At 62.7% G+C, this 24248-nt stretch carries 20 protein-coding genes; 11 read left to right on the top strand and 9 right to left on the bottom strand.

Going from position 1 to position 24248, the window contains the following annotated elements:
• Positions 1 to 51 precede the first annotated feature (51 nt).
• The 10 genes from msrB to ACT3UQ_RS03110 all read left to right on the top strand — a co-directional run bounded on the left by msrB (position 52) and on the right by ACT3UQ_RS03110 (position 10469).
• Complete coding sequence (gene msrB / locus ACT3UQ_RS03155; protein ID WP_096286355.1) at positions 52 to 459, top strand: peptide-methionine (R)-S-oxide reductase MsrB; 408 nt, start codon at positions 52 to 54, stop codon at positions 457 to 459.
• A 147-nt stretch (positions 460 to 606) separates the two neighbouring features.
• A complete protein-coding gene (locus ACT3UQ_RS03150; RefSeq protein ID WP_105568899.1) occupies positions 607 to 1980 on the top strand; it encodes a DUF6421 family protein in 1374 nt (457 codons plus the stop codon).
• A gap of 10 nt (positions 1981 to 1990) precedes the next feature.
• Positions 1991 to 2680 (top strand): SDR family NAD(P)-dependent oxidoreductase, encoded by a 690-nt coding sequence (locus tag ACT3UQ_RS03145; RefSeq protein WP_181148233.1) that lies wholly within the window; start codon positions 1991 to 1993, stop codon positions 2678 to 2680.
• 81 nt (positions 2681 to 2761) lie between these two features.
• The gene (locus ACT3UQ_RS03140; protein WP_105568897.1) at positions 2762 to 3823 is read left to right on the top strand and encodes a threonine aldolase family protein; all 1062 of its coding nucleotides are present in this window, start codon (positions 2762 to 2764) and stop codon (positions 3821 to 3823) included.
• Positions 3824 to 3878: 55 nt separating this feature from the next.
• Positions 3879 to 4520 (top strand): DUF3000 domain-containing protein, encoded by a 642-nt coding sequence (locus ACT3UQ_RS03135; protein WP_105552367.1) that lies wholly within the window; start codon positions 3879 to 3881, stop codon positions 4518 to 4520.
• Positions 4521 to 4554: 34 nt separating this feature from the next.
• Positions 4555 to 5772: a ribonuclease D gene (locus ACT3UQ_RS03130; RefSeq protein ID WP_444636479.1), complete on the top strand. Its 1218-nt coding sequence runs from the start codon at positions 4555 to 4557 to the stop codon at positions 5770 to 5772.
• A 147-nt stretch (positions 5773 to 5919) separates the two neighbouring features.
• A complete protein-coding gene (locus tag ACT3UQ_RS03125; RefSeq protein WP_105552369.1) occupies positions 5920 to 7170 on the top strand; it encodes a thiolase family protein in 1251 nt (416 codons plus the stop codon).
• 10 nt (positions 7171 to 7180) lie between these two features.
• Positions 7181 to 9295: a 3-hydroxyacyl-CoA dehydrogenase NAD-binding domain-containing protein gene (locus ACT3UQ_RS03120; protein WP_444636478.1), complete on the top strand. Its 2115-nt coding sequence runs from the start codon at positions 7181 to 7183 to the stop codon at positions 9293 to 9295.
• A gap of 153 nt (positions 9296 to 9448) precedes the next feature.
• On the top strand, positions 9449 to 9922 hold the full coding sequence (locus tag ACT3UQ_RS03115) for a Rieske (2Fe-2S) protein (protein WP_105568894.1): 474 nt from the start codon (positions 9449 to 9451) through the stop codon (positions 9920 to 9922).
• A 70-nt stretch (positions 9923 to 9992) separates the two neighbouring features.
• Positions 9993 to 10469, top strand: a complete 477-nt coding sequence (locus tag ACT3UQ_RS03110; RefSeq protein ID WP_105552372.1) for a QcrA and Rieske domain-containing protein — start codon at positions 9993 to 9995, stop codon at positions 10467 to 10469.
• Between the two features lie 91 nt (positions 10470 to 10560).
• Here the strand turns inward: ACT3UQ_RS03110 and ACT3UQ_RS03105 are convergent, their stop codons facing one another.
• A complete protein-coding gene (locus ACT3UQ_RS03105; protein WP_105552373.1) occupies positions 10561 to 11535 on the bottom strand; it encodes an aldo/keto reductase in 975 nt (324 codons plus the stop codon).
• Between the two features lie 136 nt (positions 11536 to 11671).
• On the opposite strand from ACT3UQ_RS03105, the gene argG reads away from it, so the two are divergent.
• Entirely contained in the window at positions 11672 to 13099 is a 1428-nt protein-coding gene (argG, locus tag ACT3UQ_RS03100; protein WP_096286375.1) for an argininosuccinate synthase, read from the top strand.
• Between the two features lie 246 nt (positions 13100 to 13345).
• Here the strand turns inward: argG and ACT3UQ_RS03095 are convergent, their stop codons facing one another.
• The 8 genes from ACT3UQ_RS03095 to ACT3UQ_RS03060 form a co-directional block, all read right to left on the bottom strand.
• Positions 13346 to 13681: a hypothetical protein gene (locus ACT3UQ_RS03095; protein ID WP_105649551.1), complete on the bottom strand. Its 336-nt coding sequence runs from the start codon at positions 13679 to 13681 to the stop codon at positions 13346 to 13348.
• A gap of 105 nt (positions 13682 to 13786) precedes the next feature.
• Positions 13787 to 14356 (bottom strand): hypothetical protein, encoded by a 570-nt coding sequence (locus tag ACT3UQ_RS03090; protein WP_105568890.1) that lies wholly within the window; start codon positions 14354 to 14356, stop codon positions 13787 to 13789.
• A gap of 34 nt (positions 14357 to 14390) precedes the next feature.
• Entirely contained in the window at positions 14391 to 14966 is a 576-nt protein-coding gene (locus ACT3UQ_RS03085; protein WP_105552511.1) for a DUF402 domain-containing protein, read from the bottom strand.
• An 8-nt stretch (positions 14967 to 14974) separates the two neighbouring features.
• Positions 14975 to 16942 (bottom strand): 1-deoxy-D-xylulose-5-phosphate synthase, encoded by a 1968-nt coding sequence (dxs, locus tag ACT3UQ_RS03080; RefSeq protein WP_444636477.1) that lies wholly within the window; start codon positions 16940 to 16942, stop codon positions 14975 to 14977.
• Positions 16943 to 17122: 180 nt separating this feature from the next.
• Entirely contained in the window at positions 17123 to 17977 is an 855-nt protein-coding gene (locus ACT3UQ_RS03075) for a phosphotransferase family protein (RefSeq protein WP_444636476.1), read from the bottom strand.
• 113 nt (positions 17978 to 18090) lie between these two features.
• Positions 18091 to 20799 (bottom strand): aconitate hydratase AcnA, encoded by a 2709-nt coding sequence (gene acnA, locus ACT3UQ_RS03070; RefSeq protein WP_444636475.1) that lies wholly within the window; start codon positions 20797 to 20799, stop codon positions 18091 to 18093.
• A gap of 190 nt (positions 20800 to 20989) precedes the next feature.
• Positions 20990 to 22312 (bottom strand): class I SAM-dependent RNA methyltransferase, encoded by a 1323-nt coding sequence (locus ACT3UQ_RS03065; RefSeq protein WP_105649554.1) that lies wholly within the window; start codon positions 22310 to 22312, stop codon positions 20990 to 20992.
• Positions 22313 to 22317: 5 nt separating this feature from the next.
• Complete coding sequence (locus ACT3UQ_RS03060; protein ID WP_444636474.1) at positions 22318 to 24246, bottom strand: APC family permease; 1929 nt, start codon at positions 24244 to 24246, stop codon at positions 22318 to 22320.
• Positions 24247 to 24248: the final 2 nt, after the last annotated feature.

The following is a 24248-nucleotide window of genomic DNA, read 5'->3' as shown; positions in this document are numbered from 1 at the left end:
CTCAAATGCGGTCTCGGGAATCATCTCGCGACGCAATTCGTTTGCATCAGTATGAGCGAAGAATCGAAGAAGACCGAAATCGACTGGCAGCAGATCCTCTCCCCGCAGGAGTTCCATGTCTTGCGCCAGGCCGGAACCGAACGACCCTTTACGGGTGAATACTGGGATACCACGACCGAGGGCGTGTATGCCTGCCGCGCCTGCGGGGCGGAGCTGTTCGCCAGCAGCACGAAGTTCGATGCCAGCTGCGGGTGGCCCTCATTTTATGCGCCGCTGGCCGAGGATCGGGTGCGCTACATAACCGACGAGTCGATGGGCATGAAACGCGTTGAGGTGCGTTGCGCGAATTGCGATTCGCATATGGGCCACGTGTTCGAGGGGGAAGGCTTCAAGACGCCGACGGACCTGCGCTTCTGCATGAATTCGTTGAGCCTGACCCTGCGGGAAACGGAGGGCTAAAAGCTCTGACCGTCGTGGGTCGCACCTCACACTAAGCATTAGGAATGCTTAGTCATGATTGGCTGAGCAACACTAATTCTGTTCTTTGGGCGTAGCGTGATAGCTAAGCAACGCAAACGACCAAAGAACTTGAAGAGGTGCCCCACGATGACCCAGATCTCCCACAGCCCACAGGCAACCGCACAGATGCTCGCCACCCACGAGGCATGGCTGGCACTGAAGGCGTCTGCCAGTGAATTCCAGACGCTGCAGTCCAAGGACGGCTCCCTCGCCGAGGCCGCGATGCAGCCACGCGCGGGCGAACTGATCGGCACCATCGTCGAGGCCATCGATGACCTGCTGCCGCATTTCGCCCATGACGCGAACTACCTGCAGGCGCTGGTCGCAGATCTGAAAAAGTGGGAGGCCAGCGGCTTCGGCGCGCCGGACTTCTTGGATGCGCTGCTCGAATTCCAGCCGCAGACCCAGCGTGAAGACGGGCTCCTGCACCTGGTGCTCTTCCCGATGTACACGCAGAACGGTTCGACCAACCGGCACCTCGAAGCCGTGCTGGTGCAGGTCATGTGGCCTGACTTCATCGCGCAGCTGGAGGCGGGCAGCTACTCCAACGCGCTGTTCGTGCCGCTGCGCTTCATCGATTTCACCGCCGGCTACGATACCAATTCCGCGGTGCTCTTCCCCGAATCGGTCGCCATCCGCGAAACTCCCTCCTTCACCTGGGGCGCCATCTTCCAGGACCGCGAGGCGGCCCGCTTCCGCAAGGTGCTCAAGGAAGCCGCGGCGATCACCAACCTGCAGCTGCCCGCCGATGCGGCGCAGTTGCTCACCGACCAGCAGCTGACCGAAGAAACCTTCATCATGTGGGACCTGATCCACGATCGCACGCACATGCGCGGGGACCTGCCCTTCGACCCATTCATGATCAAGCAGCGCATGCCGTTCTTCCTCTACTCGCTCGAAGAGCTGCGCTGCGACCTGACGGCTTTCCGCGAATCCATGAAGATCGCCGCGGACCCGGCAAGCGATCCGAAGGCAGCACAGACCGCGAAGCTGGTGCAGTACGCGGTCATCTTCGACCGGATCTTCCGCTTCGCGATTACCGGCTCGCGGGTGCGCAACTACGACGGGCTGGGCGGGCAGCTGCTCTTCGCCTGGATGCACCAGCACCACGTCCTGCACTGGACCGACACCAAGCTGAGCATCGACTGGGATCAGGTGCCCGAGGTGGTTGCGGCCTTGGGGGAAGCGATCGACGAACTGTACTGGAAGTCCATCGACCGCCCGAAGCTCGCCCATTGGCTGGCGGCCTATGAGCTGGTCTCTGCCACCGTCACCCCGAACCCGGCCTCGGCGTGGGCCAAGGGTCCCGAAGCCTTGCCGCTGACCGCGCCACTGCGCGAAATCACCGACCAGGTGCTGGACGATGAGTTCCCCCTGTCGATGTTCTACGAGGCGTTGAACAAGAAAATGGCGGCGGTGATCGAGTCCACCCGCGGCATGACCGGCGCCACCAGCATCTAGGATCGATACCGTGAGCAAAGTACAGAACAATCAGCTGGTGCTGATCGCCGGGGCCACCTCGGCCGCCGGGGTCGCAACGGCCCGCCAACTCCTCAACGCCGGGGCGCGCGTGCTGGTGGTCGGCAGCAACGCCGCACGCCTGGACGAACGCCTTGGCTTCGCCACCGCACGCTACGAATGCGACCTGGCCGACCGCCAAGCCGTCGATGACCTGGCCGAGAAGGTCCATGCGCAGCACGGCCAGATCGATGTGCTGCTGCATCTGGTCGGCGGCTGGCGCGGCGGCAAGTCGATCACCGGGCAGACAGACTCCGACTGGGACTTCTTGCACACCAACGTGTTGACCACGCTGCGCAACACCACCCGCGCCTTCGTTGATGACCTGGTGGCTTCGGAGGCCGGCCGGCTGGCCATCATCAGCGCCCAGGCGGTGACGAATCCGACCCCGTCGAACGCGAACTACGGCGCGGTGAAGGCCGCCGCCGAGCACTGGATCAATGCGATCGCCCGGCTATTTAGCAAGCAGGCCCCGCAGGCAGCCGCCGTGAGTTGGGTTGTCAAGGCACTGAGCGACAAGTCTGCCGGTGAGATTCCGACAGGGCATACCTCCGTCGACACCGTCGCGCAGGCAGCGGTGCAGCTTCTGGACGCCGCGGCGCTCGAGCACAACGGACAGCGACTACCGCTGGCCCAGGCCTAAGCGCGATTTGGCGCTGCTGGTGTAGCGTTTTCCACTGGGCACATCACCTGCTCAGCACCATTACGAAGGACCAAAAATCTCATGACTTTTAGCCACGACCCTGCGGTGCGCGGATTCGCCTCCGATAACTACTCCGGCGTGCACCCACGCATCCTCCAGGCAATTGCCCGCGCCAATGGCGGGCACCAGAGCGCCTACGGCGATGACGAATACACCGCCGCGCTGGACGCGATGGCGGGAGAACTGTTCGGTGCGCAGGCCGCGATCTTCCCGGTCTTCAACGGCACCGGCGCAAATGTCACCGCCCTGCAGTCCTTGCTGCCCCGCTGGGGTGCGGTGATCTGCGCGAGCACCGCGCATATCAATGTCGACGAGAATGGCGCGCCGGAACGCATCGGCGGTTTTAAGCTGTTGCAGGTCGACTCGGCCGATGGCAAGCTCACCGCCGAACTGATCGATCAGGAGGCCTGGGGTTGGGGCGATGAGCACCGGGCACAGCCGCTGGCGGTGTCGATCACCCAGGGCACCGAATTAGGCACGATCTACACCCCGGATGAAATTCGAGCCATCACCGAGCACGCCCACAAACTGGGCATGAAGGTTCACCTGGACGGTTCACGCTTGGGCAATGCCGCCGCCGCGCTCGGCGTGGAGTTGCGGGAGCTGACCACCGACGTCGGGGTCGACATCGTCTCGCTCGGCGGCACCAAGAACGGGTTGCTGCTTGGCGAAGGGATCTTGACCCTTGATCCCGCGTTGGCCCAAGATCTCAAGTACCTGCGCAAGATGAACATGCAGCTCGGCAGCAAGATGCGTTTCATCTCAGCGCAATTGCTCGAACTCTACGGGACCGGGCTGTGGCGCGAATTGGCCGGGCATTCGAATGCGATGGCTGCGAAGTTGGCTTCCGCCGTGGAAGAGCTCGACGGCGTAGAGCTGGTTTACCCGGCCCAGGCCAACGGGGTTTTCGCGCAGTTGCCTACCGAGGTATCCGATCAGCTGCGTGAGCACTTCCGCTTCTACGATTGGGACCGCGCAGCAGGTCACGTGCGTTGGATGTGCTCCTTCGACACCACCGAGGAAGATGTCAGCGCATTCACCGCAAAACTTCGCGAGCTGCTGGCTGCCTACCGCGCAGCTTGAGCCGTCTCGGCGCGCCGTACCGCTACCGCGGTGCGGCGCGTTTTAGACTCGACCTGTGACCAACGATCGTGCTTCTGCAGCTATCCCACCGGCGTTTTCCAAGGCCCTGGGCGAACTTTCGCATGCCGCCGTTCGCAAGGAATTGAAGATCACCGAAATCCCTGCTCCGGCGCGGCTGGCGCCGTTCGCCTTGGCGCTCAGCGGTGATGTGCTGGAAGGCTCTGGGCCCGGCCACGGAGAGCACGGCCAGGAGTACTCGCGCACCCCGTTTTTGCAGCCCGAAGCCCCGCTGGCGACCGGACGCTTCGTGTTGCTCTTCGACCCGGCAGGCCAGGAATTATGGGGCGGCCAGTTCCGCGTCGTGAGCTACATCCGGGCGCGCCTGGATCACGAAATGGGCCAGGACTCGATGCTTGCCTCGGTTGCCTGGAGCTGGCTTGAAGATGCCTTGCGCGAACGCCAGGCCTCCTACCATTCTGCCGGTGGCACCGCCACCCGGGTCATCTCAGAGTCCTTTGGCAATTTGGAAGGCGAGCAAGACCATATCGACATCGAACTGCGCGCTTCTTGGACCCCGCAGCAGAGCGAGGAGCTCGGGGCACATCTGAGCGCCTGGGCCGATATGGTGTGCACTTTTGCCGGCATGCCGCCGCTTCCCGAGGGCGTGCAGCAGCTGCCGCATCGCCGCCTAAGCTAAAACTTCGCGCCATCGGTCCTAGAATAGAGGGACCATGACTACTTCAGAGCCAGCCGCAGACCAGCCAACCCTGACCCCACTGACCGCCCCAAGAGACGGCATTCCGGAAGTCATCAACACCGCGGCGGCGCTGAATCGAGCGGTGCGCGCACTACGCGCCGGCAACGGGGACCTGGCCGTCGATACCGAACGCTCCAGTGGATTCCGCTATGGACGACGCGCCTTCCTCATCCAGATCCGCCGCGAAGGCGCAAGCACCTGGCTGATCGACCCGGAGAGCCTCGACTCGCTGGACCCGCTGCTGGAACTCATGAACGAGCTGCCGTGGATCCTCCACGCGGCCACCCAAGATCTACCCTGCCTGCACGACGCGGGACTCTCCCCCACCGGCCTGTTCGATACCGAACTGGCCGGACGCTTGGCGGGTTTCCCCCGCGTGGCCCTGGGCACCATGGTCGGCGAACTGCTTGGACTGCAGCTGGCCAAGGAACACTCGGCGGTGGACTGGTCCACCCGGCCGCTGCCGGAGTCCTGGCTGAATTACGCGGCGCTGGACGTCGAGGTGCTCTTCGAACTGCGCGAAAAGATTTCCGAGGTGCTTGAGGAGCAGGGCAAGCTGGAATTCGCCGCCCAAGAATTCGAGTACGTCCGCCAGCTGCCGGACCCGGTGGCCCCACCGGAAGCCTGGCGCAAACTCTCCGGAATCCATAAGATCAAAAACCGGCGCAATCTCGCGGTGGCGCGTGAGCTCTGGCAGTCCCGCGAGACCCTGGCCCAGTCCCGCGATGTGGCTCCGGGCCGCTTGCTGCCAGACTCTGCGATTATGGCCGCCGTCGACCACCGGCCGAACAGCGTCCCCGCATTGCTGCAGATTTCCGGCTTCCACGGACGCAGCGCCAAGCGCGACGCTCCGCGCTGGCTGGATGCGATGCAGCGCGGGCGAAATTCCACGGACCTCCCAGACCTGCGAACCGGCGGTTCGGAACTGCCGAACGCGCGCCTGTGGAGCGAGAAGAACCCGCAGGCCGCGGTCCGGCTGACGGCTGCCCGAGAGGTGCTTGCGGAAGTCAGCGAAGAATGGAACATTCCGGGAGAAAATCTTCTGACCCCGAAGTTCTTGCGTGCGCTGTGCTGGAATCCCCCGGCCATATACAGCGCCGGATCGATCGATGCCGCTTTGGAAGAACTCGGTGCGCGCCCCTGGCAACGTGATCTGCTCAGCGCAAAACTCGCCCAGGCGCTGCGCGGCTAGAGCAAAATAGCGCTAGCCGGGCCCGGAGGGTGGAACCAGCACTTGCACTTGAAGTTACTCATGAGTAACGTATGGTTCAGGTCACAGTGATGCTGGCCACTGCCCCGGCTCTCGGGGCAGCCTGAAACTACCCCAAGGAGCCCGACGGTGAGTGTCAACACCTCGACCGTGCCCGGAAACGCGCACACCTCGCTCGACGACCGCGATGTCGTCTTCATCGACGGGGTACGCACCCCCTTCGGCAAGGCAGGCGAGAAGGGAATCTACCACGGCACCCGCGCCGATGACCTCGCGGTCAAGGCCGTACGTGGCCTCCTTCGCCGCAACCCAGAAATACCCGCCGAGAAGATCGATGAGATCGCCATGGCTGCCACCACCCAGACCGGCGACCAGGGACTGACCATCGGACGCACCGTGGGCCTGCTCTCCGGAATCCCAAAGTCGGTGCCCGGATTCGCCATCGACCGGATGTGCGCGGGCGCCATGACCGCGGTGACCTCGCTGGCCGGCGGCATCGCCTTCGGCTCCTACGACGTGGCCATCGCCGGCGGCGTCGAGCATATGGGGAACCACCCCATGGGTGAGGGCGCGGATCCGAACCCGCGCTTCCTCTCCGAGAAGATCGTTGACCCGCAGGCCCTGAACATGGGCAACACCGCGGAGAACCTGCACGACCGCTTTCCGGAAATCACCAAGGAACGCGCCGACAGCTACGCGGTAGCCTCGCAAAACAAACTGGCTCGCGCCTATGAGAACAACCAGATCCAGCCGGATCTCGTGGCGGTCGCCGCGCAGCGTCCGGGCGAAGGCTGGGCGGTCAACACCGTTGACGAGCCACCGCGGCCGGGCACCAGCTTGGAATCGCTGGCCGAACTGCGCACCCCATTCCGTGCCCACGGCCGGGTGACCGCCGGCAACGCGGCGGGACTGAACGACGGGGCCACCGCAGCTATGCTCGCCAGCGGCGCAGCGGTGCGTGAGCTGGGTCTGACCCCGAAGATGCGCATGGTTTCCTTCGCCTTCGCCGGGGTGGAGCCCGATGTCATGGGATACGGCCCCGTTCCGGCCACCGAAAAGGCGCTGTCCAAGGCCGGCCTCAGCATCACCGATATCGGACTGTTCGAAATCAACGAGGCCTTCGCCGTGCAGGTGCTCTCCTTCCTCGACTTCTACAACATCGCACAAGACGATGAGCGAGTGAACCGCTACGGCGGGGCGATCGCCGTTGGCCACCCGCTGGCTTCCTCGGGCGTGCGCCTGATGACTCAGCTGGCCCGCCAGTTCGAAGAGGACCACACGGTGCGCTACGGAATTACCACCATGTGCATCGGCCTCGGCATGGGTGGCACGGTGATTTGGGAGAATCCAAACCACGCAGAATTTGGCGCAAAGGCTTAGGGAGCAAGAAATGACTCAGGACTTTTCGGCCGTAGCCGAACTCATGCACGATGAAACGATCACCCACTCGTTCACCAAGGATGTAGCCCTACCGAGCGGCAAAACCCTGGTACTGCTCACCCTGGACAACGGGTTGGACCATAAGAAGCCCACCACGCTGGGCCCCAACGGCCTGCTGGAGCTGCACGCCGCGCTCGAAAAGCAGGCGGCCCGCGCCAAGGCCGGCGAAATCCACGGACTGGCCATCACCGGCAAGCCCTACTTCCTCATCGCCGGCGCCGACCTCTCGGCGGTCACCCGGCTCTCCGCACCGGAGCAGGCGACCGCGATGGCCACCCTCGGGCACCGAGCCTACGCATTGCTCGCAGATCTAGGTGTGCCGACCTTTGCGTTCACCAACGGGCTTGCCCTAGGTGGCGGCCTGGAAATCGCGCTGGCCTGCACCTACCGCACGGTGAGCACCGCAGCCGGAGCCCTGGGGCTGCCCGAAGCCTTCCTGGGCCTGATCCCGGGATGGGCCGGCGTCTACCGACTGCCGCGGCTCATCGGACCAGAAAACGCGTTGCAGGTCATGGTGGAGAACCCGCTGAACAACAACCGCACGCTCTCCGGCCCGGCGGCCTACAAGCTCGGTGTGGCCGATGCGCTATTCGAGCCCGCCGACTTCATCGAGAGCTCGGTCGCGTTCGCAGACGGCGTGCTCAGCGGCGACATCGAGGTCAAAGGAGAAAATTCGGTAGACCCCAGCGATCCAGAGGTAGCCCGACGCTGGCTGCAGGCGGCAGACAAGGCCGAACAGTTTGTCGACGCGAAACTTTCCGGAGCAGCCCCCGCGCCTTACAAGGTGCTCGAAGTCTTCCGCCGGGGGTTGAAGCTCACCCAAAAGGAATCGGCCGAACTGGAAATCCAGGCGCTCACCGAGCTGATGGCCACCAACCAGTTCAAAAATACCGTGTATGCCTTCCTCGAGCTGGTGCAAAAGCGCGGCAAGCGCCCGGCCGGAGCGCCCAATGCCAAGCTCGCCCGACCGGTTACCAAGGTCGGCGTGGTCGGCGCGGGCCTCATGGCCAGCCAGCTGGCCTTGCTCTTCGTGCGCAAGTTGAACGTTCCGGTGATCATCACCGATCTGGATCAGTCACGCATCGACAAGGGCTTGGCCTACATCCACGGTGAGATCGACAAGTTGCACGGCAAAGGCCGGATGAGCCAGGACGCGGTCAACCGCGCCAAGGCGCTGGTTTCCGGTTCGGTCACCAAGGAGGTGTTCGCCGATGCCGACTTCGTCATCGAGGCGGTCTTCGAGGAACTCAACGTCAAGAAGCAGGTCTTCGCCGAGGTAGAAACCGTCGTCTCCCCCGAATGCATCCTGGCCACGAACACCTCCTCGCTCTCGGTCACCGAGATGGGACGGGACCTATTGCATCCCGAACGCCTTGTCGGCTTCCACTTCTTCAACCCGGTAGCGGTGATGCCACTGCTGGAAATCGCTGCGACGCAGTGGACGAATGAAACCACCGTAGCCACCGCCTTCGCCCTGGGCAAGAACCTGCGCAAGACGACGGTGCGCACCAAGGACGCCACGGCATTTGTGGTGAACCGCGTGCTCTTGCGGCTGATGAGCGAAGTTCAGGCCGCGTTCGACGAAGGCACCGACGCGCAGACGGCGGATACCGCGCTGACTCCCATGGGCCTGCCGATGACGCCGTTCACGCTCCTGGCCATGGTGGGTCTGCCCGTCGCGCAGCACGTCAACGAGTCGCTCAACGCGTCCTTCGGGGATCGGTTCGCGGTGTCCGAGAACCTCGGCAAATTGGTCGACGCGAAGATCACCAGCTTATGGGCCAAGGACGGCAACGGCCAGCCGATGCTGGATCCCGCGGCCCAAGCGTTGCTGAGCTTCGGCGGCAAGCCGTCGACCAAGGATGAGATCCTCACCCGGGTGCAGAATGCGCTGGCCGAAGAAATCGGCCTGCTGCTTTCCGAAGGGGTGGTCGCCGAGGCCGCCGACGTTGATCTGTGCATGATCACCGGTGCGGGTTGGCCAATGCATCTGGGCGGGATCACCCCGTATCTGGATCAGGTCGGAGCCTCCGAGCGGGTGAACGGGAAGAAATTCAATTCCTAACACCCCGGCAGTTCACGCCCCGTGTTGCCAACTCCCCCACGGAGTCGTTGGCAGCACGGGGCGTTGTCCATGCCGGACACAATCGGCGTTGACTAGAGACGAGAGTAATCTTCGGCTTAGCTATGGCACAGGTTCATCTGAGAGAATCCCGGTATGACCGAATTTGCACGCCCAGCCCGCCGCACGGTGATGTGCGCCTCCGCGCTTCTAGGATCCAGCGCCCTGCTCGCCGCCTGCGGCAACGGAGAATCTGCCGCCCCGAATCCGACACCCGGGCAAGTGCCCGAACCAACCGGCGAAGCGCAGAACGTCTTGCCGTTGGCGGACCTTCCCGAGAAGTCCCGCGCACAGGTCGTGGCGAAGGACCCGGCTACCGGTGAAGAAATAGGCGTTTTGCTTTTCCGCCAGGATGCGAAGACCGTGCATGCCTACTCGAATATCTGCACTCATCAAGGATGTGCGGTGACTACGAAATCTTCCAAAGATGATTTCTACTGCGCCTGCCACGGCTCGCGTTTCCAACCCGCCGACGGTGCGGTGTCCGCCGGTCCGGCCATTGCCGCGCTGCCTCGCTATGCCTGCACCATCGAAGATGAGCAGATCGTGGTGTATCTGGGCCAGGCCTAGCGACGGGCGGCGGAGGAATAAATGCCCTTGGGCTAGTGCCAGCCCGGGCATCGTCTGCAACAATTGGCCTATGAATGGATCTATCCCACCAACGCGCCGCAACTTGCTCGGGGCGGCCGGTGCCGCAGGAACCATCGTTGCGCTCACCGCCTGTAGCGGCGGATCCTCCTCCGAGCCAGCTATCCCGGCGAGCGAGGCGCCCAGCCCCAGCGGGGAAGGGCAAATTGTGCTCGGCACGGCAGAATTGCCCGAGAACGGCAAGGCCGAAGTGATCGTGCGCGGTCCAGCAAGCGGCAAGGACCTAGGAGTCTTACTCTATCGCGCCGACGCGGGCACGGTGCTGGCATACTCGAATATTTGCACCCACCAAGGTTGCGCGGTCGGCACGGACACCGATGAGGCGAACTTCTATTGCCCCTGCCACGGATCACGCTATGCCTACCAGGACGGTACCGTGCTCGGTGGGCCGGCCCCGCGACCGCTGGTTCGCTACGCGGCGGCCATCGAGGGCGAGAACATCCTCGTCTTCCCGCCGCAGGATTCCTGAACCACGGACAGCTGACAGTTCACGGAGCTAAGGTGCGCCGACCCCTTCTTGGGCTGGCGCACCTTAGCTCCGCGTCTTTGGCGGTGTTCCGCTAAAACAGGGCAACCTTTTGCGGGCTAGGGAAGATCGCGTCGATTTCAGCGCTTTCCTCCGTGGTGGGCACCCACCGAATCGCGTGCGCATTGGCCTTGACCTGCTCTGGGCGCGTGGAACCGGCGATCACCGAAGCCACCGGCTCTTGTGCAGCCAGCCAGCAGAAGGCCAGCTCGGCCGGTGCCAGATCGCGGTAGGCGGCAAAGGCGGAGAACTTCTCCAGCTGTTCGAAATCGCTGGTTTCCAGTAGTTGCTGGCGGGCATGGGTCAACCGGCTGCCCTGGGGCGCCGAGCCCTTGGCGTACTTTCCGGTGAGCAATCCATTGGCCAGCGGGAAGTAGGGAAGGACCCCGAGCCCGAACTCCTTGGCTGCGGGCAGCACTTCCAGTTCGGCCCGGCGGTCGATTAGGTTGTAGTGGTTCTGTGCCGAGATGAATCGCTCCGTTCCCAGCTCGCGGGCCACATATTCCGCCTGGGCGATCTGCCAGCCGGACCGATTGGAATGGCCGAGGTAGCGCACCTTGCCGCTGGTGACCAGGTCATCCAGGGCACGCAAGGTTTCGTCAATGGGAGTGTTCGCATCAGGGGTGTGGAACTGATACAGGTCGATATGGTCGGTACCAAGTCGGCGCAGCGAGGCTTCCACGGCGTTGACGATATAACGCCGCGAGCCGCGAGCCGCAAAGTCGGGCCCGTTGACGCCTTTCATATCCATGCCGAATTTTGTCGCTAGGACCACGTCCTTGCGGGCGGCGCCCAACGCCTTGCCCAGGCGCTCTTCGGACAATCCGGGTTCGCGCCCATAGGTGTCGGCAACATCGAAGAGGGTGATTCCTGAATCGAGGGCGGCGTGGATCACCGCGTCGGTTCCCTCTTGAGATTCCGTGGCGGTTCCGGGGCGCCCCAGGTTGTTGCAACCGAGTCCGACGACGGAAACACTCAGACCACTGCGGCCAAGCTGACGAAATTCCATAAGCACCTCTTTGATTGTTTTCGTGGGGCCGCTTCACGCAACGGCTACTTACCCATAGGCTATCGGGTAGGACGGTGTGCGGAACATTTCACGCCTCAATTCACTGTGTTGCATATTTATCCATTAGGATGGAAACATGTCTAAAGTCCTCACCTCTCTCCCTGTAGGCGAACGCGTAGGTATCGCGTTCTCCGGCGGCCTTGATACTTCGGTCGCAGTTGCCTGGATGCGCGACAAGGGCGCCATCCCGTACACCTACACCGGCGATCTCGGCCAGTACGACGAGCCAGATATCGATGCAGTTCCGGACCGCGCCCTGGAATACGGCGCCGAAGCCTCGCGACTGGTCGATTGCAAGCCAGCCCTGGTCGAAGAAGGTCTGGCCGCGCTTTCCTGCGGTGCCTTCCACATTCGCTCGGGCGGAAAAGCCTACTTCAACACCACCCCGCTGGGCCGCGCGGTCACCGGCACCCTGCTGGTGCGCGCCATGCGCGAAGACGGCGTTGACGTGTGGGGCGATGGTTCGACCTACAAGGGCAACGACATCGAGCGCTTCTACCGTTACGGCCTGATGGCCAACCCGAAGCTGCGCATCTACAAGCCATGGCTTGACCCGGCATTCGTCGCTCAGCTCGGCGGACGCTCGGAGATGAGCGAATGGCTGCAGGAACACGGTTTCCCTTACCGCGACTCGGCCGAAAAGGCCTACTCGACCGACGCCAACATCTGGGGCGCAACCCACGAGGCGAAGACCCTGGAACTGCTGGACACCTCCCTCGAGGCTGTCGAGCCGATCATGGGCGTGAAGTACTGGGACGAATCCGTCGAGGTCAAGGCCGAGGATGTTTCGGTCACCTTCTCCGCCGGCCGCCCGGTTGCCATCAATGGCAAGGAATACACCGATCCGGTGGCCCTGGTCAACGAGGCAAACATCATCGGCGGTCGTCACGGACTGGGCATGAGCGACCAGATCGAAAACCGCATCATCGAGGCGAAGTCGCGCGGCATCTACGAGGCTCCGGCCATGGCGCTGCTGCACATCGCCTACGAGCGTCTGGTCAACGCCATCCACAACGAAGACACCGTGGCCAGCTACCACAACGAAGGCCGCCGCCTGGGCCGCCTGATGTACGAAGGCCGCTGGTTGGACCCGCAGGCGCTGATGCTGCGCGAGGCGCTGCAGCGTTGGGTCGGCTCGGCCATCTCCGGTACCGTGACGGTACGTCTGCGCCGCGGCGACGACTACACCATCTTGAACACCGAAGGCGAGAACCTGAGCTACCACCCGGATAAGCTGTCCATGGAGCGCGTAGGCGACGCAGCCTTCGGCCCACTGGATCGCATCGGCCAGCTGACCATGCGCAACCTGGACATCGCCGATTCGCGCGGTCGCCTGGAACAGTACGCCGGCATGGGCCTTGTCGGTGGATCCACCGCAAAGCTCGTTGGCTCGTTGGAGAACGGCGGCGCCAACGATATCGTTGACGCTTCGCCTGTGGATGATTCCGGACGGGCGCAGGACCGCGCCATCGAGTCCGCAGCGTTCGACTCCGGCACCGACTAAGCGTCGCGGCAAGCCAAAAGAGCCGGCCGGAACTTTTCCCTTGCGGGATTGTTCCGGCCGGCTCTTGCGCTTTGCGCTGCATGCTAAAATTTGCTGGTCGGCTAGCTGGCTGCGCTCCAGCCGTTGAGCACCAAAAGCGGCTGCAAGGCCAAGCCGAAGCCCAGCACCACGCGGGCGATCGGCTGGCCAAGAGCAGGGGCTTGCTCCGGTTACCGCTTAGCGATTAGCTGGCTGGTGGTGAATCGCTCATGCTTCGATCAGGGCCAGCAGCGGGCTGACGGCGATTGTGAATCCGATCAGCGAAACCAGGCGCAAGACCAGGCGGATCCGCGATCCGGTCTTCGTGGTCGGGGCCGGCAGCCGGAAACCTTGCTCAACGATCCACGCGGCAAGCACCACGAAGACGCCGCCCAGAGCCAGCTGGGCGCCGGGCACGTCGCCGAGCAGCGAGGTAATGCCAATTCCAACAATCACACCGAGGCAGGCTTGGAACACCAGGTGAAGTGGTGTTCGGGTGGCCCCGATCTGTGATGTTTTACGCGTGGCTCCCGGGGATTCGTCCCGATCCTCTTGTGGAATCATTTGTCCTTTGTCCTTTGTGCTTCGTGCGGCCGATGGCGGAGAAGCCTGGCTTCAGCATCACTTTCGGGCGCAGCTACTGCGGGTCAGCGTGCTGCCCCGTCGCTTCTAGCTCAGTGAGAATGGTTTCGCCGGCATCGGGTGAGCCATCTTGACGGCCTCCAGGTTGTCATAGGGCGCGGTGCCCACGCTCATCTTGGTGAAGTCCAGCTTGGCGTCACGGATGCACACCTTAACCGCCGCGACGGCAAGCTTTGGAGCCGGTGAGAGCACCCGGATGTTCAACTTGCGCGGCGCGAAGTCGCTAGACTCCACGGTGCCAAGTCCCCGCCAGGCGAGGTGTCCGGTCAGCGCTTCGGTCGCCTTCTTCTCCATGTAGCGGTCGCGTTCGGTGCCTTCCACCGTCTTCAGCGCGTACTGCACGATCACCCAGCTCTGTTCCTCGGTAGGGATCTCCGCGAAGCCGTCCTCCGCGCAGGTGGCCAGGAATCCGGCGAAGAGCTCGTCGGCGCGTTCGGCCTTCACATCTTGGACTTCGTTGGTCTTTGACATGTGGCCGACGGTACCGTGGTTGATCACGAACTGTCCGAGTTCCTCGTCGTCAAACTGCTGGTACCAGGCTTCGCGGAACTGCAGTTCGTTCTTCTCGTCAAGACGGTAGGTGCGGATGATCGCCATAGTTTTTTCCTCTAGGTAGGTTTGGGTGCCGGGCTCAGTGCGGGAGTTCCGCGACCTTGGCCAGCCAGATCTGTCGGTGTGCGTGGGTGAAGGGCGGCAGGTTCTCGGCGACGTCGTGCAATAGCGTGGCGCTGGTTTCGCGCATCTGGCGCTGCAGTTCCTCGGGATATTTCATGCTGAGCGCATGCTCCGCGAATTCGTCTTCGTCGTCCAGGAACGTGCCTCGGGTGCGCGAACGGATGACGTCGAGGTCCATGTCCACGGAATTCACTTCCCACCCGCCGCGGCGCAGCGGCTGCCAGCCGATGGAAGTAGCCAGATCGATGTAGACATCGAAGTCATCGGCCGCATCTGAATACAGGGTCGCTACCCAGAAGCCCCGGTGCGGAACCAGGCACAGCGCGTCGGTAGCCGCCAGATGCGCGGTTCCGGGCCTGGCGACCAAAGAACCGGCCGGCTGGTGCAGCCAATGGCCGTGTTCATCGGAGCCAAGGTAAAAACCGGGGACCACCCAGTGGGGGCTACCGTCGTATTTCCAGGCGCGGCTGACAATCAGCGAGCCGAATTTCATCGGCTCCGGGTTCCGCGTTAACCCGGTTGGCAATGGCATCGGTCCGCTCACAGCTTGGGAATCTGCCCGGTGGGAAGTTCCTGGCCAGGCAGCGGCCGGGCGAAGGGCACCTTCGTGCCGAGCACCTGGGCCAGCGTGTCGCGGGCTACCTGCTTGGCGGTCAACCCCACGCGTTCAAGCACCTGGGCGCGGCTGCCGTGAGCCAGGAACTCGGTGGGCAGACCGACCTCGTTCAAGGCCGTGTCGACCCCTGCAGCGCGCATTTCGGTACGCAGCCGGGAACCGACGCCCCCGGCGCGCACGCCATCTTCGATGCAGACCACGATGCGGTGGCGGGCGGCCAAGGAAACCACCGAAGCCGGTACCGGCAGCACCCAGCGCGGGTCAACGACGGAGACCGAAATGCCTTGGCTGTTCAGCCGGTGTGCGACGTCCAGGGAGAGCTCGCTCATCGCGCCCACCGAGACGATCAGCACATCCGGGGCCGCCCGGTCGCCGAGCCGTGCCAGCACGTCAACCCCATCTGGCAGCCGGTCGATCGCCTCGACTTCCTCGCCCACCGAGCCCTTGGAGAACCGCACCACGCTCGGCGCGTCGTCGATGGCCAGCGCTTCGCGGAGTTCTTCGCGCAGCCGCGAGGCATCACGCGGGGCGGCCAGGTGCAGATTTGGAATGATCTGGGTCAGCGCCATATCCCACATGCCGTGATGGCTTGGGCCGTCGGGGCCGGTGACTCCGGCCCGGTCCAGCACGATGGTGACCCCGGCCTTGTGCAGCGCCACATCCATCAGCAGCTGGTCGAAGGCCCGGTTCAGGAAGGTCGCGTAGACGCAAACTACCGGGTGCAGGCCGCCAAAAGCCAGTCCCGCGGCGGCCGTCATGGCATGCTGCTCGGCGATTCCCACGTCGATGACGCGCTCGGGGTACTTGTCGGCCATCTTCTTCAGGCCCACCGGCTGCAGCATGGCCCCGGTGATTGCGACAATATCCTCGCGTTCATCCGCCACTACGGCGATTTCCTCGCCGAAGACGCTGGTCCAGCTCTGCGCTCCCCCGCTGGACACCGGGGTGCCGGTCTCCGGGTCGATCACGCCCACGGCGTGGAACTGATCCGCCACGTCGGCAATGGCTGGCGCATAGCCGTGGCCCTTTTCGGTCATCGCATGCACCAGCACCGGGCCGCCGAACTGCTTGGCCTGGAGCAATGCTTCTTCTACGGCGCCCTGGTTGTGCCCATCGATGGGTCCGATATATTTCAGCCCCAGATCCTCGAACAGGCCCTGCGGAGCCCACCAGTCCTTGATGCCCTTCTTGGTGGCATGCAGGGACTTGTAGGCAAAGTTTCCTACCGCCCCCGAGTCCTTGAGCCTGCCCTTGAGCTTGCTCATGGCATCTTCGTAGTACGGGTGGGTGCGGAACTTATCCAGCTGCTGGCGCAGGCCCGAGAGCTGGTTGGCGAGTCCGCCGATGGTCGGCGCATAAGAGCGTCCATTGTCGTTGACCACGATGATGGCCTTGCGATCCTTGTCGGCGGCAATATTGTTGACCGCTTCCCAGGCCATGCCACCGGTCAGCGCGCCGTCACCGACCAGCGCAATCGCGTAGCGCTCGGTGTTTTTGCGCAGCTTGTTGGCCCGCGAGATGCCATCGACCCAAGAGAGGGAGGAGGAGGCGTGGGATGATTCGACGATGTCGTGTTCGGACTCTCCGCGGTCCGGATAACCGGCAAGTCCACCTTGCTGACGCAGGGTGGTGAAGTTTTGGCGTCCGGTGACGAGCTTATGCACGTAGGACTGGTGACCGGTATCGAAGACGATGGAGTCGGTGGGTGAGTCAAAGACACGATGAATACCCAAGGTCAGTTCGACCACCCCGAGGTTCGGTCCGAGGTGGCCGCCGGTACGGGCCACATTGGCGATGAGGAATGCGCGAATTTCCGCTGCGAGGTCCTCTAATTGTTCCAGGGTAAGTGCCCGCAGATCGCTAGGCTTGTTGATGGTCTCCAACAAAGACACTGTCATCCCCTTTACTTGTTCGCCCACTACGGACCGGTCGATCCATCCGAAACTCTTAGTGTAGCTTTCGCAGGACTATTTCCATTATCCGTCACCTTGCGGTGAGGTGCGAATTTACCCGCAATGACCTTGACTACTGTTAGGCGGCAGCCCGCAAGCCTGGGGCCGCCGCCGGTATTTTCAGAATAGTTCCAACGCGTCGCGCAGCATTCGGTGTCCTTGGATTTCAAAGGCCGTGTCGCCGACCTGGTAGGCCCAGGCCGCGGTGCCGATCGCCTCGCGCAGCTGCACGATGGGCCAGCTCCGCAATTCCCGCGGGTCCTGGCCATACCCTCGAAAGAACGCGGTAGCTAGTTCAGGATGCTCGCGCCACTGCTGGGCCGAGAGCCTGGCCAGGTCGCTTTCGGCGGGCCGGAAGGCGAAACGGCCGAAGTCGATCACCCGCAGTTTCCCTTGATCTATCAACCAGTTACGCGGTTGCCAATCACCGTGCGTGGGCACCACGAGGACCGGTTCAGGACGATAATCTGCGAAGATCTTGCGCGCGGCGGCCACAAAACTCGGTTCAATCCGGTGCTCTGCGTCCAGCCATTTCAGGCCATTGGCTATGAAATTCTTTTCATATCCCTCGTCCACCTTGGCGTACTGCCCGTGCAGGAGCTGCAATGCCCGACCCGCCTGCTCGTGTACCTCCGGGTCATCGGCGCTGGAAGTCCGTTCGCATAAGACACCGGGCAAATAATCCAGGAGCAGCAGACGCAGCGCCCGATCTTCATGACGCAATGCAGCGGTCAGCCCGTGTGCCAGCAACGGGGCGGTGTAGCCTGCGTGGGCCTTGAACTCTCGGCCGAGATGAAGATTCGCCGATCCGGCCGTCTTGAGGATGTAGTCCCGTCCGAATGAACGCAAGCGCAGCACTCGGGTGTCGGTCAGACCCCACGAGAGATCTTCAACCAGCAGCGGGGAACTCAGCCACTGCTCCACCAATGCCGCCTGCGGGCCGGCGAGCAGGCCACGATGCCAGTTAGCGCTCATGGCTTCAGCTTAGTTCCTTGCCGCAGGGCATTAAATGCCCGAAGGCCCCAAAGCAATTGCTTTGAGGCCTTCGGGGGTGTTCCAGAAACCGGAACCAACTTCAGGTGGAAACCTTAGTTAGACGCGGCAATCTGGCGCAGGACGTACTGCAGGATGCCACCGTTGCGGTAGTAATCTGCTTCGCCTGGGGTGTCGATGCGCAGGTCGGCGTCGAACTCGGTGACCTTGCCGTCTTCGGCGGTAGCGGTCACCTTCAGGGTCTTCGGGGTGGTGCCGTTGTTCAGCTCGGTCACGCCGGCAATCGAGAAGCTCTCGGTACCGGTCAGACCCAGCGAATCAGCGGACTCGCCCTGTGGGAACTGCAGTGGCAGAACGCCCATGCCGATCAGGTTCGAGCGGTGGATACGCTCGAAGGACTCGGTGATGACGGCCTTGACACCCAGCAGTGCGGTGCCCTTGGCAGCCCAGTCACGCGAGGAGCCCGAACCGTATTCCTTGCCGCCAAGCACGACCAGCGGGGTGCCGGCGCTCTTGTAGTTCTCGGCAGCGTCGTAGACGTAAGCCTGCGGAGCGCCGTCCTGGGTGAAGTCGCGGGTGAAGCCACCCTCGACGCCGTCCAGCAGCTGGTTCTTGATGCGGATGTTCGCGAAGGTACCGCGGATCATGACCTCGTGGTTGCCACGGCGTGAGCCGTAGGAGTTGAAGTCCTTGCGATCCACACCGTTCTCGATCAGGTACTGTCCGGCCGGGGTTTCCGACTTGAACGAACCTGCAGGCGAGATGTGGTCGGTGGTGACCGAGTCGCCCAGCTTCAACAGCACGCGAGCGCCGTCGATGTCGGAAACCGGCTGTGGTTCGGCGGTCATGCCATCGAAGTACGGAGCCTTGCGCGCGTAGGTCGACTTCTCGTCCCACTTGAAGGTTGAACCCTCTGGGGTGTCGAGCGCCTTCCAGCGGTCGTCGCCCTCGAAGACGCCTTCGTAGCCCTTGGCGAACATGCCTTCGTCGATCGAGGAATCGATGATTTCCTGAACCTCGACTGGCGATGGCCAGATGTCCTTCAGGAAGACGTCGTTGCCCTCGTTGTCCTTGCCCAGGGAATCGGTTTCGAAGTCGAAGTCCATGGTGCCGGCCAGTGCGTAGGCGATGACCAATGGCGGGGAAGCCAAGTAGTTCATCTTCACATCTGGGTTGATGCGGCCTTCGAAGTTTCGGTTGCCCGAGAGCACCGCGGTGGCTGCGAGGTCGTTGGCGTTGATGGCCTCGGAGATCTCGGCATCCAGCGGGCCGGAGTTACCGATGCAGGTTGCGCAGCCGTAGCCTACGACGAAGAAGCCGAGCTTCTCCAGGTACGGCATGAGGCCGGACTTCTCGTAGTACTCGGTGACGACCTTCGAGCCTGGGGCGACCGAGGTCTTGACCCATGGCTTGGAGGCAAGGCCCTTTTCGGCGGCGTTGCGTGCAAGCACCGCTGCGGCCAGCATGACCGAAGGGTTCGAGGTGTTGGTGCACGAGGTGATCGAAGCGATCGAAACCAGACCGTGGTCGATGGTGAACTTCTCGCCATCTTCCTTGGTCACCTCAACTGCGGTCGATGGACGGCCAACGCCCTGGGTGTCTTCCGAGTTCGAAACGTAGTTGTGGATGTCCTTGCGGAACTGTTCCTTCGAGCCCGATAGCTCGATGCGGTCCTGTGGACGCTTCGGGCCGGCGATCGATGGCACCACGGTGGACAGATCCAGCTCGAGGTATTCGCTGAAGCGAATCTCGCGGTTTGGATCGTGCCACATGCCCTGTTCCTTGGCGTATGCCTCGACCAGGTCCACGTTCTCCTGGCTGCGGCCGGTCAGGCGCAGGTAGTCCAAGGTGACATCGTCGATTGGGAACATTGCGGCGGTCGAGCCGAACTCTGGGGACATGTTGCCGATGGTTGCACGGTTAGCCAGCGGCACTGCTGCCACGCCTTCGCCGTAGAACTCAACGAACTTGCCAACCACGCCGTGCTTACGCAGCATTTCGGTGATGGTCAGCACCACGTCGGTTGCGGTTGCGCCGGCCGGGATCGAGCCAGCGAGCTTGAAGCCGACAACGCGTGGGATCAGCATGGACACTGGCTGGCCGAGCATTGCTGCCTCGGCCTCGATGCCGCCAACTCCCCAGCCAAGTACGCCCATGCCGTTGACCATGGTGGTGTGCGAGTCGGTGCCGACGCAGGTGTCCGGGTAGGCACGAAGCACGCCGTTGACCTCGCGGGTCATCACGGTGCGAGCCAGGAACTCGATGTTGACCTGGTGCACGATACCGGTGCCCGGTGGGACGACCTTGAAGTCGTCAAATGCGGTCTGGCCCCAACGCAGGAACTGGTAACGCTCGCCATTGCGCTGGTATTCGATTTCCATGTTGCGCTCGACCGCTCCGGCGAAACCGAAGGTGTCGATCTGCACGGAGTGGTCGATGACCATTTCGGCAGGTGCCAGCGGGTTCACACGGGTAGGATCGCCGCCGAGTTCCTGCACGGCTTCACGCATCGTGGCAAGGTCAACGATGCAAGGCACACCGGTGAAGTCCTGCATCAGGACGCGCGCCGGGGTGAACTGGATTTCGGTATTCGGCTGAGCCGATGCATCCCACTGGCCCAGGGCCTTGACGTGATCTGCGGTGATGTTCGCGCCATCTTCGGTGCGAAGCAGGTTCTCCAGAAGAACCTTCAAGCTGTAGGGAAGGCTGTCCGAGCCTTCGACCTTGTTCAGTCGGTAAATTTCGTATTCGGTTCCCTTGACGTCAAGTACGCCCTTGGCACCGAAACTGTCCACTTTACTCATTGGGACTCCTCTCGCCAGACACTCATTCTTCATGCATGTGCAAACATTATTCCAGTTAGGCGTTCCTAACTGAGATTGTCATGCTTGTATCGCTGCAGTGCTAAAAACAGTCTATCCGTTACTGAAAGAAAATGCCGGATCAGCAGAAACAATCCCGCAAATTCGTGTTCCAACGGACGCAAACCATCGTTTAGCGGCGCACGAACAAGCCAATTGACTCCATATGGTGGGTATGCGGGTACAAATCGTGAATCTCCATGTGATCTAATTCGTAGCCACGTGCCATCAAACGAGCCGTATCACGGGCAAAAGCAGCCGGGTCGCAGGAGACGTAACAAATGCGTGGAACGCCGCTTTCCGCCAATTCCGCGGCGGACTGCTTGTCCAATCCGGTGCGCGGCGGATCGAGGACGACCGCACCCAGGTCTGCTTCGCGGGCCAGCTGGCGCATCAGCCGTTCCACGCGTCCGCGGGTCACTGTCACCTGGCGCACCTCGGCCAGGTTCTTCTTCGCATCCGCATGGGTTCCCGGCGCACCTTCGATGCTGAACACTCGTCCGTGCTGCCCCACAGCTTCTGCCAGGGGCAGCGAGAACAAGCCTGCACCGGCGTAGAGGTCGGCAATGACCTCGCCCGGTTCCGGCTGAGTCAGGTCCAGCACCCGTTCGGTCAACAACGTGGCTGCCTGACGGTGCACCTGCCAGAATCCCTCGCCGGTGATCCGGAAAGTCTTGCCGAGCACCTTTTCGGTCAACCAGCTGTTGCCCACGATGGTCTGCAGCTCCCCCTTGCCATCGGCGGCAGAACCACCGATCTGGCTGAACGCCGCAACGTTCACCCCTTCGGACAGCTGCTGCGCCACCCGCTTGGCCGCGCCCGGACGCAGTTCCGAGAGCAAGACCAGAACGGTTGAGTCATCCTCGCTGGAGACCGCAGCCTCCACCCGGTCGATCCCGGTGAAATCCACGGAATACAGGCCGATGGCCTCGATACCCGGATGCGCCAAGGGCATGTTGTCGATTGCGGTGAGTTCGTTGCTGCGGAATCCGCTCATCGCCAGCCGGCCGTCCTCGGTGACCGAGTAGGACATCCGGGTACGCCAGCCCAGACCGGTGGAGTCGCCCGCCACGGCCTGTACCGCCGGGAAATTATAGTCTTCGGCCTTCAAGCCGCCTAAGCGCGTCAGCTGCTCGGCAGCCACCTGGGCTTTTAGCTCGCGCTGGTAGTCCAGGGACATATGGCCGAATTCCGCTCCCCCAACCGGATCGCGGTGCTTCAACGCGTCAGCCTGTTCCCAGACATGCGCTACGCGGTGCTCGCTCGCTTCAAGGACCTCAACGACATCGGCGCGCCAGAACTTGGCGCTCTCGCCCGCATCGGTCAGGCGCACATTGACCAGTTCGCCGGGGATGCCGTGGCGGACGAAAATTACCCGTCCTTCATGGCGAGCTACGGTGTGTCCACCGTGGGCAATCGAACCTAACCGCAGCTGCAGGGTTTCGGTGGCGTTCATAAAAGTTATCCTTCGTGAGGTGTTGTATGGCGGTGTGCCGAGGATTCCTCGGTCGGGCCACCGATCAGTGCTTCGGATGAGCTCAGCAGGCGCCAAGGCACCGAGGCGATGAGCACTCCAGGTTCGTAGTGCAGGCGGTTCTTCACTCGCTGCGCGGTCTGGTTATGCACCAGCTGTTCCCACCAGTGCCCGACCACATATTCGGGAATGTAAACAACGATGAGGTCGCGGGGAGATTCACGCTTAATCGAGCGAATATGTTCGATGAGCGGTCCGGCAATTTCGCGATAGGGCGAAGCAAGCGCGGTAATCGGCACGGGAATGCGCAATCGATCCCAGGCGGCCAACGTTTGCTCGGTCTTCTCCGCTTCGATGTCCACGATGATCGCTTCTAATTTGGAGGGGCGTGAGGCTCGCGCGAAAGCGAGCGCACGCAACACCGGTTTACGCACCGTGGACACCAGCACCAAGGCATGGACACGGGCTGGCAACGCGGTCGCCGAATGCTCGTCGGAGATCGCCAGTTCGTCGTCAACCTGCTGATAGTGACGCTGCAAGGACTCCATGATCAAGGTCAACGCCACAATGCCAAGCACCGCAAGCCAGGCGCCGTGAACGAATCGGGTGGCGAGCACAATCACCAGCACCAGCAGCGAAAGAATCAACCCAATCAGGTTCAGCAGGCGCTTGCGTTGCTTGGCGGCGCGCACCTTGCGATCGGTGACGGTGATCAACACGCGGGACCAGTGCTTGAGCATCCCGAGCTGGCTGAGCGTGAAGGAAACGAACACGCCAACCACGTAGAGCTGCACCAGAATCGTCACATCACCGCTGAACAGCAAGATCAGCACGATCGCCGCGGCGCCGAGGGAAAGGATGCCGTTGGAGAAGCCCAAGCGGTCGCCACGGGTGCGTAGCTGACGCGGCAGGTAGCCATCCCCAGCCAAATGGCTGGCGAGGTTGGGGAATGAATTAAATGCCTGGTTGCCTGCGAGCAGCAAGACTGCGATGGTCAGCAGGGACACCACCACGGTGCCGAGGAAGAAGTCTCCGAAGACGGCTTGAGCCAACTGCCCCAAGACCGGGACTTGCACATAATCTTGCGCGATTGGCTGGCCGGCGAGCATCAACGAGGCCTGCGGATCGGCCACGACCTTGATTCCCGTGGCTCGGGCGAGCATCAGCGTTCCGAGCGTGAGCACCCCGGAGAGCAGACCCAGCACCAGCAGAATGCGCCCGGCGTTTCGGGCCCGGGGCTTGCGCAGGTGATGCACATTTGAAATGGGCACTTCGATACCGGTCAGCGCCGCCGAACCGGTGGAGAAGGCGCGCAGGATCAGCAAGGCGCCAAAGACGCCGTGCATGCCGGTCTCAAATTCCTGTTCCGGAATAATGTTGAACTCGGCGCTCGGCGCCAGCCCCAGATTTCCGGTCAGCGCCAGGACCCCGCCGATGGCGATCATTGCCAGCATTCCGGCGGCGAACAGGTACACCGGAATGGCCAGGGACCAACGCCCCTGTCCGCGGCCGCGGAGGTTCGCGACGACCAAGAATGCCACAATCGCCGAGGCCACCCAGGCCCGATGCTCTTCCAAGGCGGGGAAAACGCCCGAGAGGTACTGCGCGGCCGAAGAACTGGACACCGCAACGGTGAGCACGAAGTCGACCAGGAGAGCCGAGGCCACGGTGGTTCCGGAGCGCGGCCCGAGATTTTTCCGGACGATCTCATAGTCGCCGCCGCCCGAGGGGTAGGCCTCCACCGATTGACGGTAGGACAGCACGAGCACTAGCAGCACGACAAGTACCGCCACACCTACCGCCGGCGAGAGCATTGTCGCGGCAATGCCCGCCATGGCTAGGGTCAGCAGAATTTCGTCCGGCGCATAGGCCAAAGACGATAGCGCGCTGGAAGAGAAGATCTGCATATCTATCATAG

The sequence above is a fragment of the Glutamicibacter sp. AOP12-B1-11 genome (assembly GCF_052379245.1).
Taxonomy (GTDB): domain Bacteria; phylum Actinomycetota; class Actinomycetes; order Actinomycetales; family Micrococcaceae; genus Glutamicibacter.
The sequence above is the reverse complement of the archived record's forward strand: the minus strand, read 5'-3'. Positions and strand labels throughout refer to the sequence as shown.

Coding starts and splice junctions, on each gene's coding strand:
- msrB (WP_096286355.1), top strand. CDS start 52: ATGAGCGAAGAATCGAAGAAGACCGAAATCGACTGGCAGCAGATCCTC.
- ACT3UQ_RS03115 (WP_105568894.1), top strand. CDS start 9,449: ATGACCGAATTTGCACGCCCAGCCCGCCGCACGGTGATGTGCGCCTCC.
- ACT3UQ_RS03140 (WP_105568897.1), top strand. CDS start 2,762: ATGACTTTTAGCCACGACCCTGCGGTGCGCGGATTCGCCTCCGATAAC.
- ACT3UQ_RS03095 (WP_105649551.1), bottom strand. CDS start 13,681: ATGATTCCACAAGAGGATCGGGACGAATCCCCGGGAGCCACGCGTAAA.
- argG (WP_096286375.1), top strand. CDS start 11,672: ATGTCTAAAGTCCTCACCTCTCTCCCTGTAGGCGAACGCGTAGGTATC.
- ACT3UQ_RS03075 (WP_444636476.1), bottom strand. CDS start 17,977: ATGAGCGCTAACTGGCATCGTGGCCTGCTCGCCGGCCCGCAGGCGGCA.
- ACT3UQ_RS03130 (WP_444636479.1), top strand. CDS start 4,555: ATGACTACTTCAGAGCCAGCCGCAGACCAGCCAACCCTGACCCCACTG.
- ACT3UQ_RS03105 (WP_105552373.1), bottom strand. CDS start 11,535: ATGGAATTTCGTCAGCTTGGCCGCAGTGGTCTGAGTGTTTCCGTCGTC.
- acnA (WP_444636475.1), bottom strand. CDS start 20,799: ATGAGTAAAGTGGACAGTTTCGGTGCCAAGGGCGTACTTGACGTCAAG.
- ACT3UQ_RS03150 (WP_105568899.1), top strand. CDS start 607: ATGACCCAGATCTCCCACAGCCCACAGGCAACCGCACAGATGCTCGCC.
- ACT3UQ_RS03120 (WP_444636478.1), top strand. CDS start 7,181: ATGACTCAGGACTTTTCGGCCGTAGCCGAACTCATGCACGATGAAACG.
- ACT3UQ_RS03065 (WP_105649554.1), bottom strand. CDS start 22,312: ATGAACGCCACCGAAACCCTGCAGCTGCGGTTAGGTTCGATTGCCCAC.
- ACT3UQ_RS03090 (WP_105568890.1), bottom strand. CDS start 14,356: ATGGCGATCATCCGCACCTACCGTCTTGACGAGAAGAACGAACTGCAG.
- ACT3UQ_RS03110 (WP_105552372.1), top strand. CDS start 9,993: ATGAATGGATCTATCCCACCAACGCGCCGCAACTTGCTCGGGGCGGCC.
- ACT3UQ_RS03060 (WP_444636474.1), bottom strand. CDS start 24,246: ATGATAGATATGCAGATCTTCTCTTCCAGCGCGCTATCGTCTTTGGCC.
- ACT3UQ_RS03085 (WP_105552511.1), bottom strand. CDS start 14,966: ATGCCATTGCCAACCGGGTTAACGCGGAACCCGGAGCCGATGAAATTC.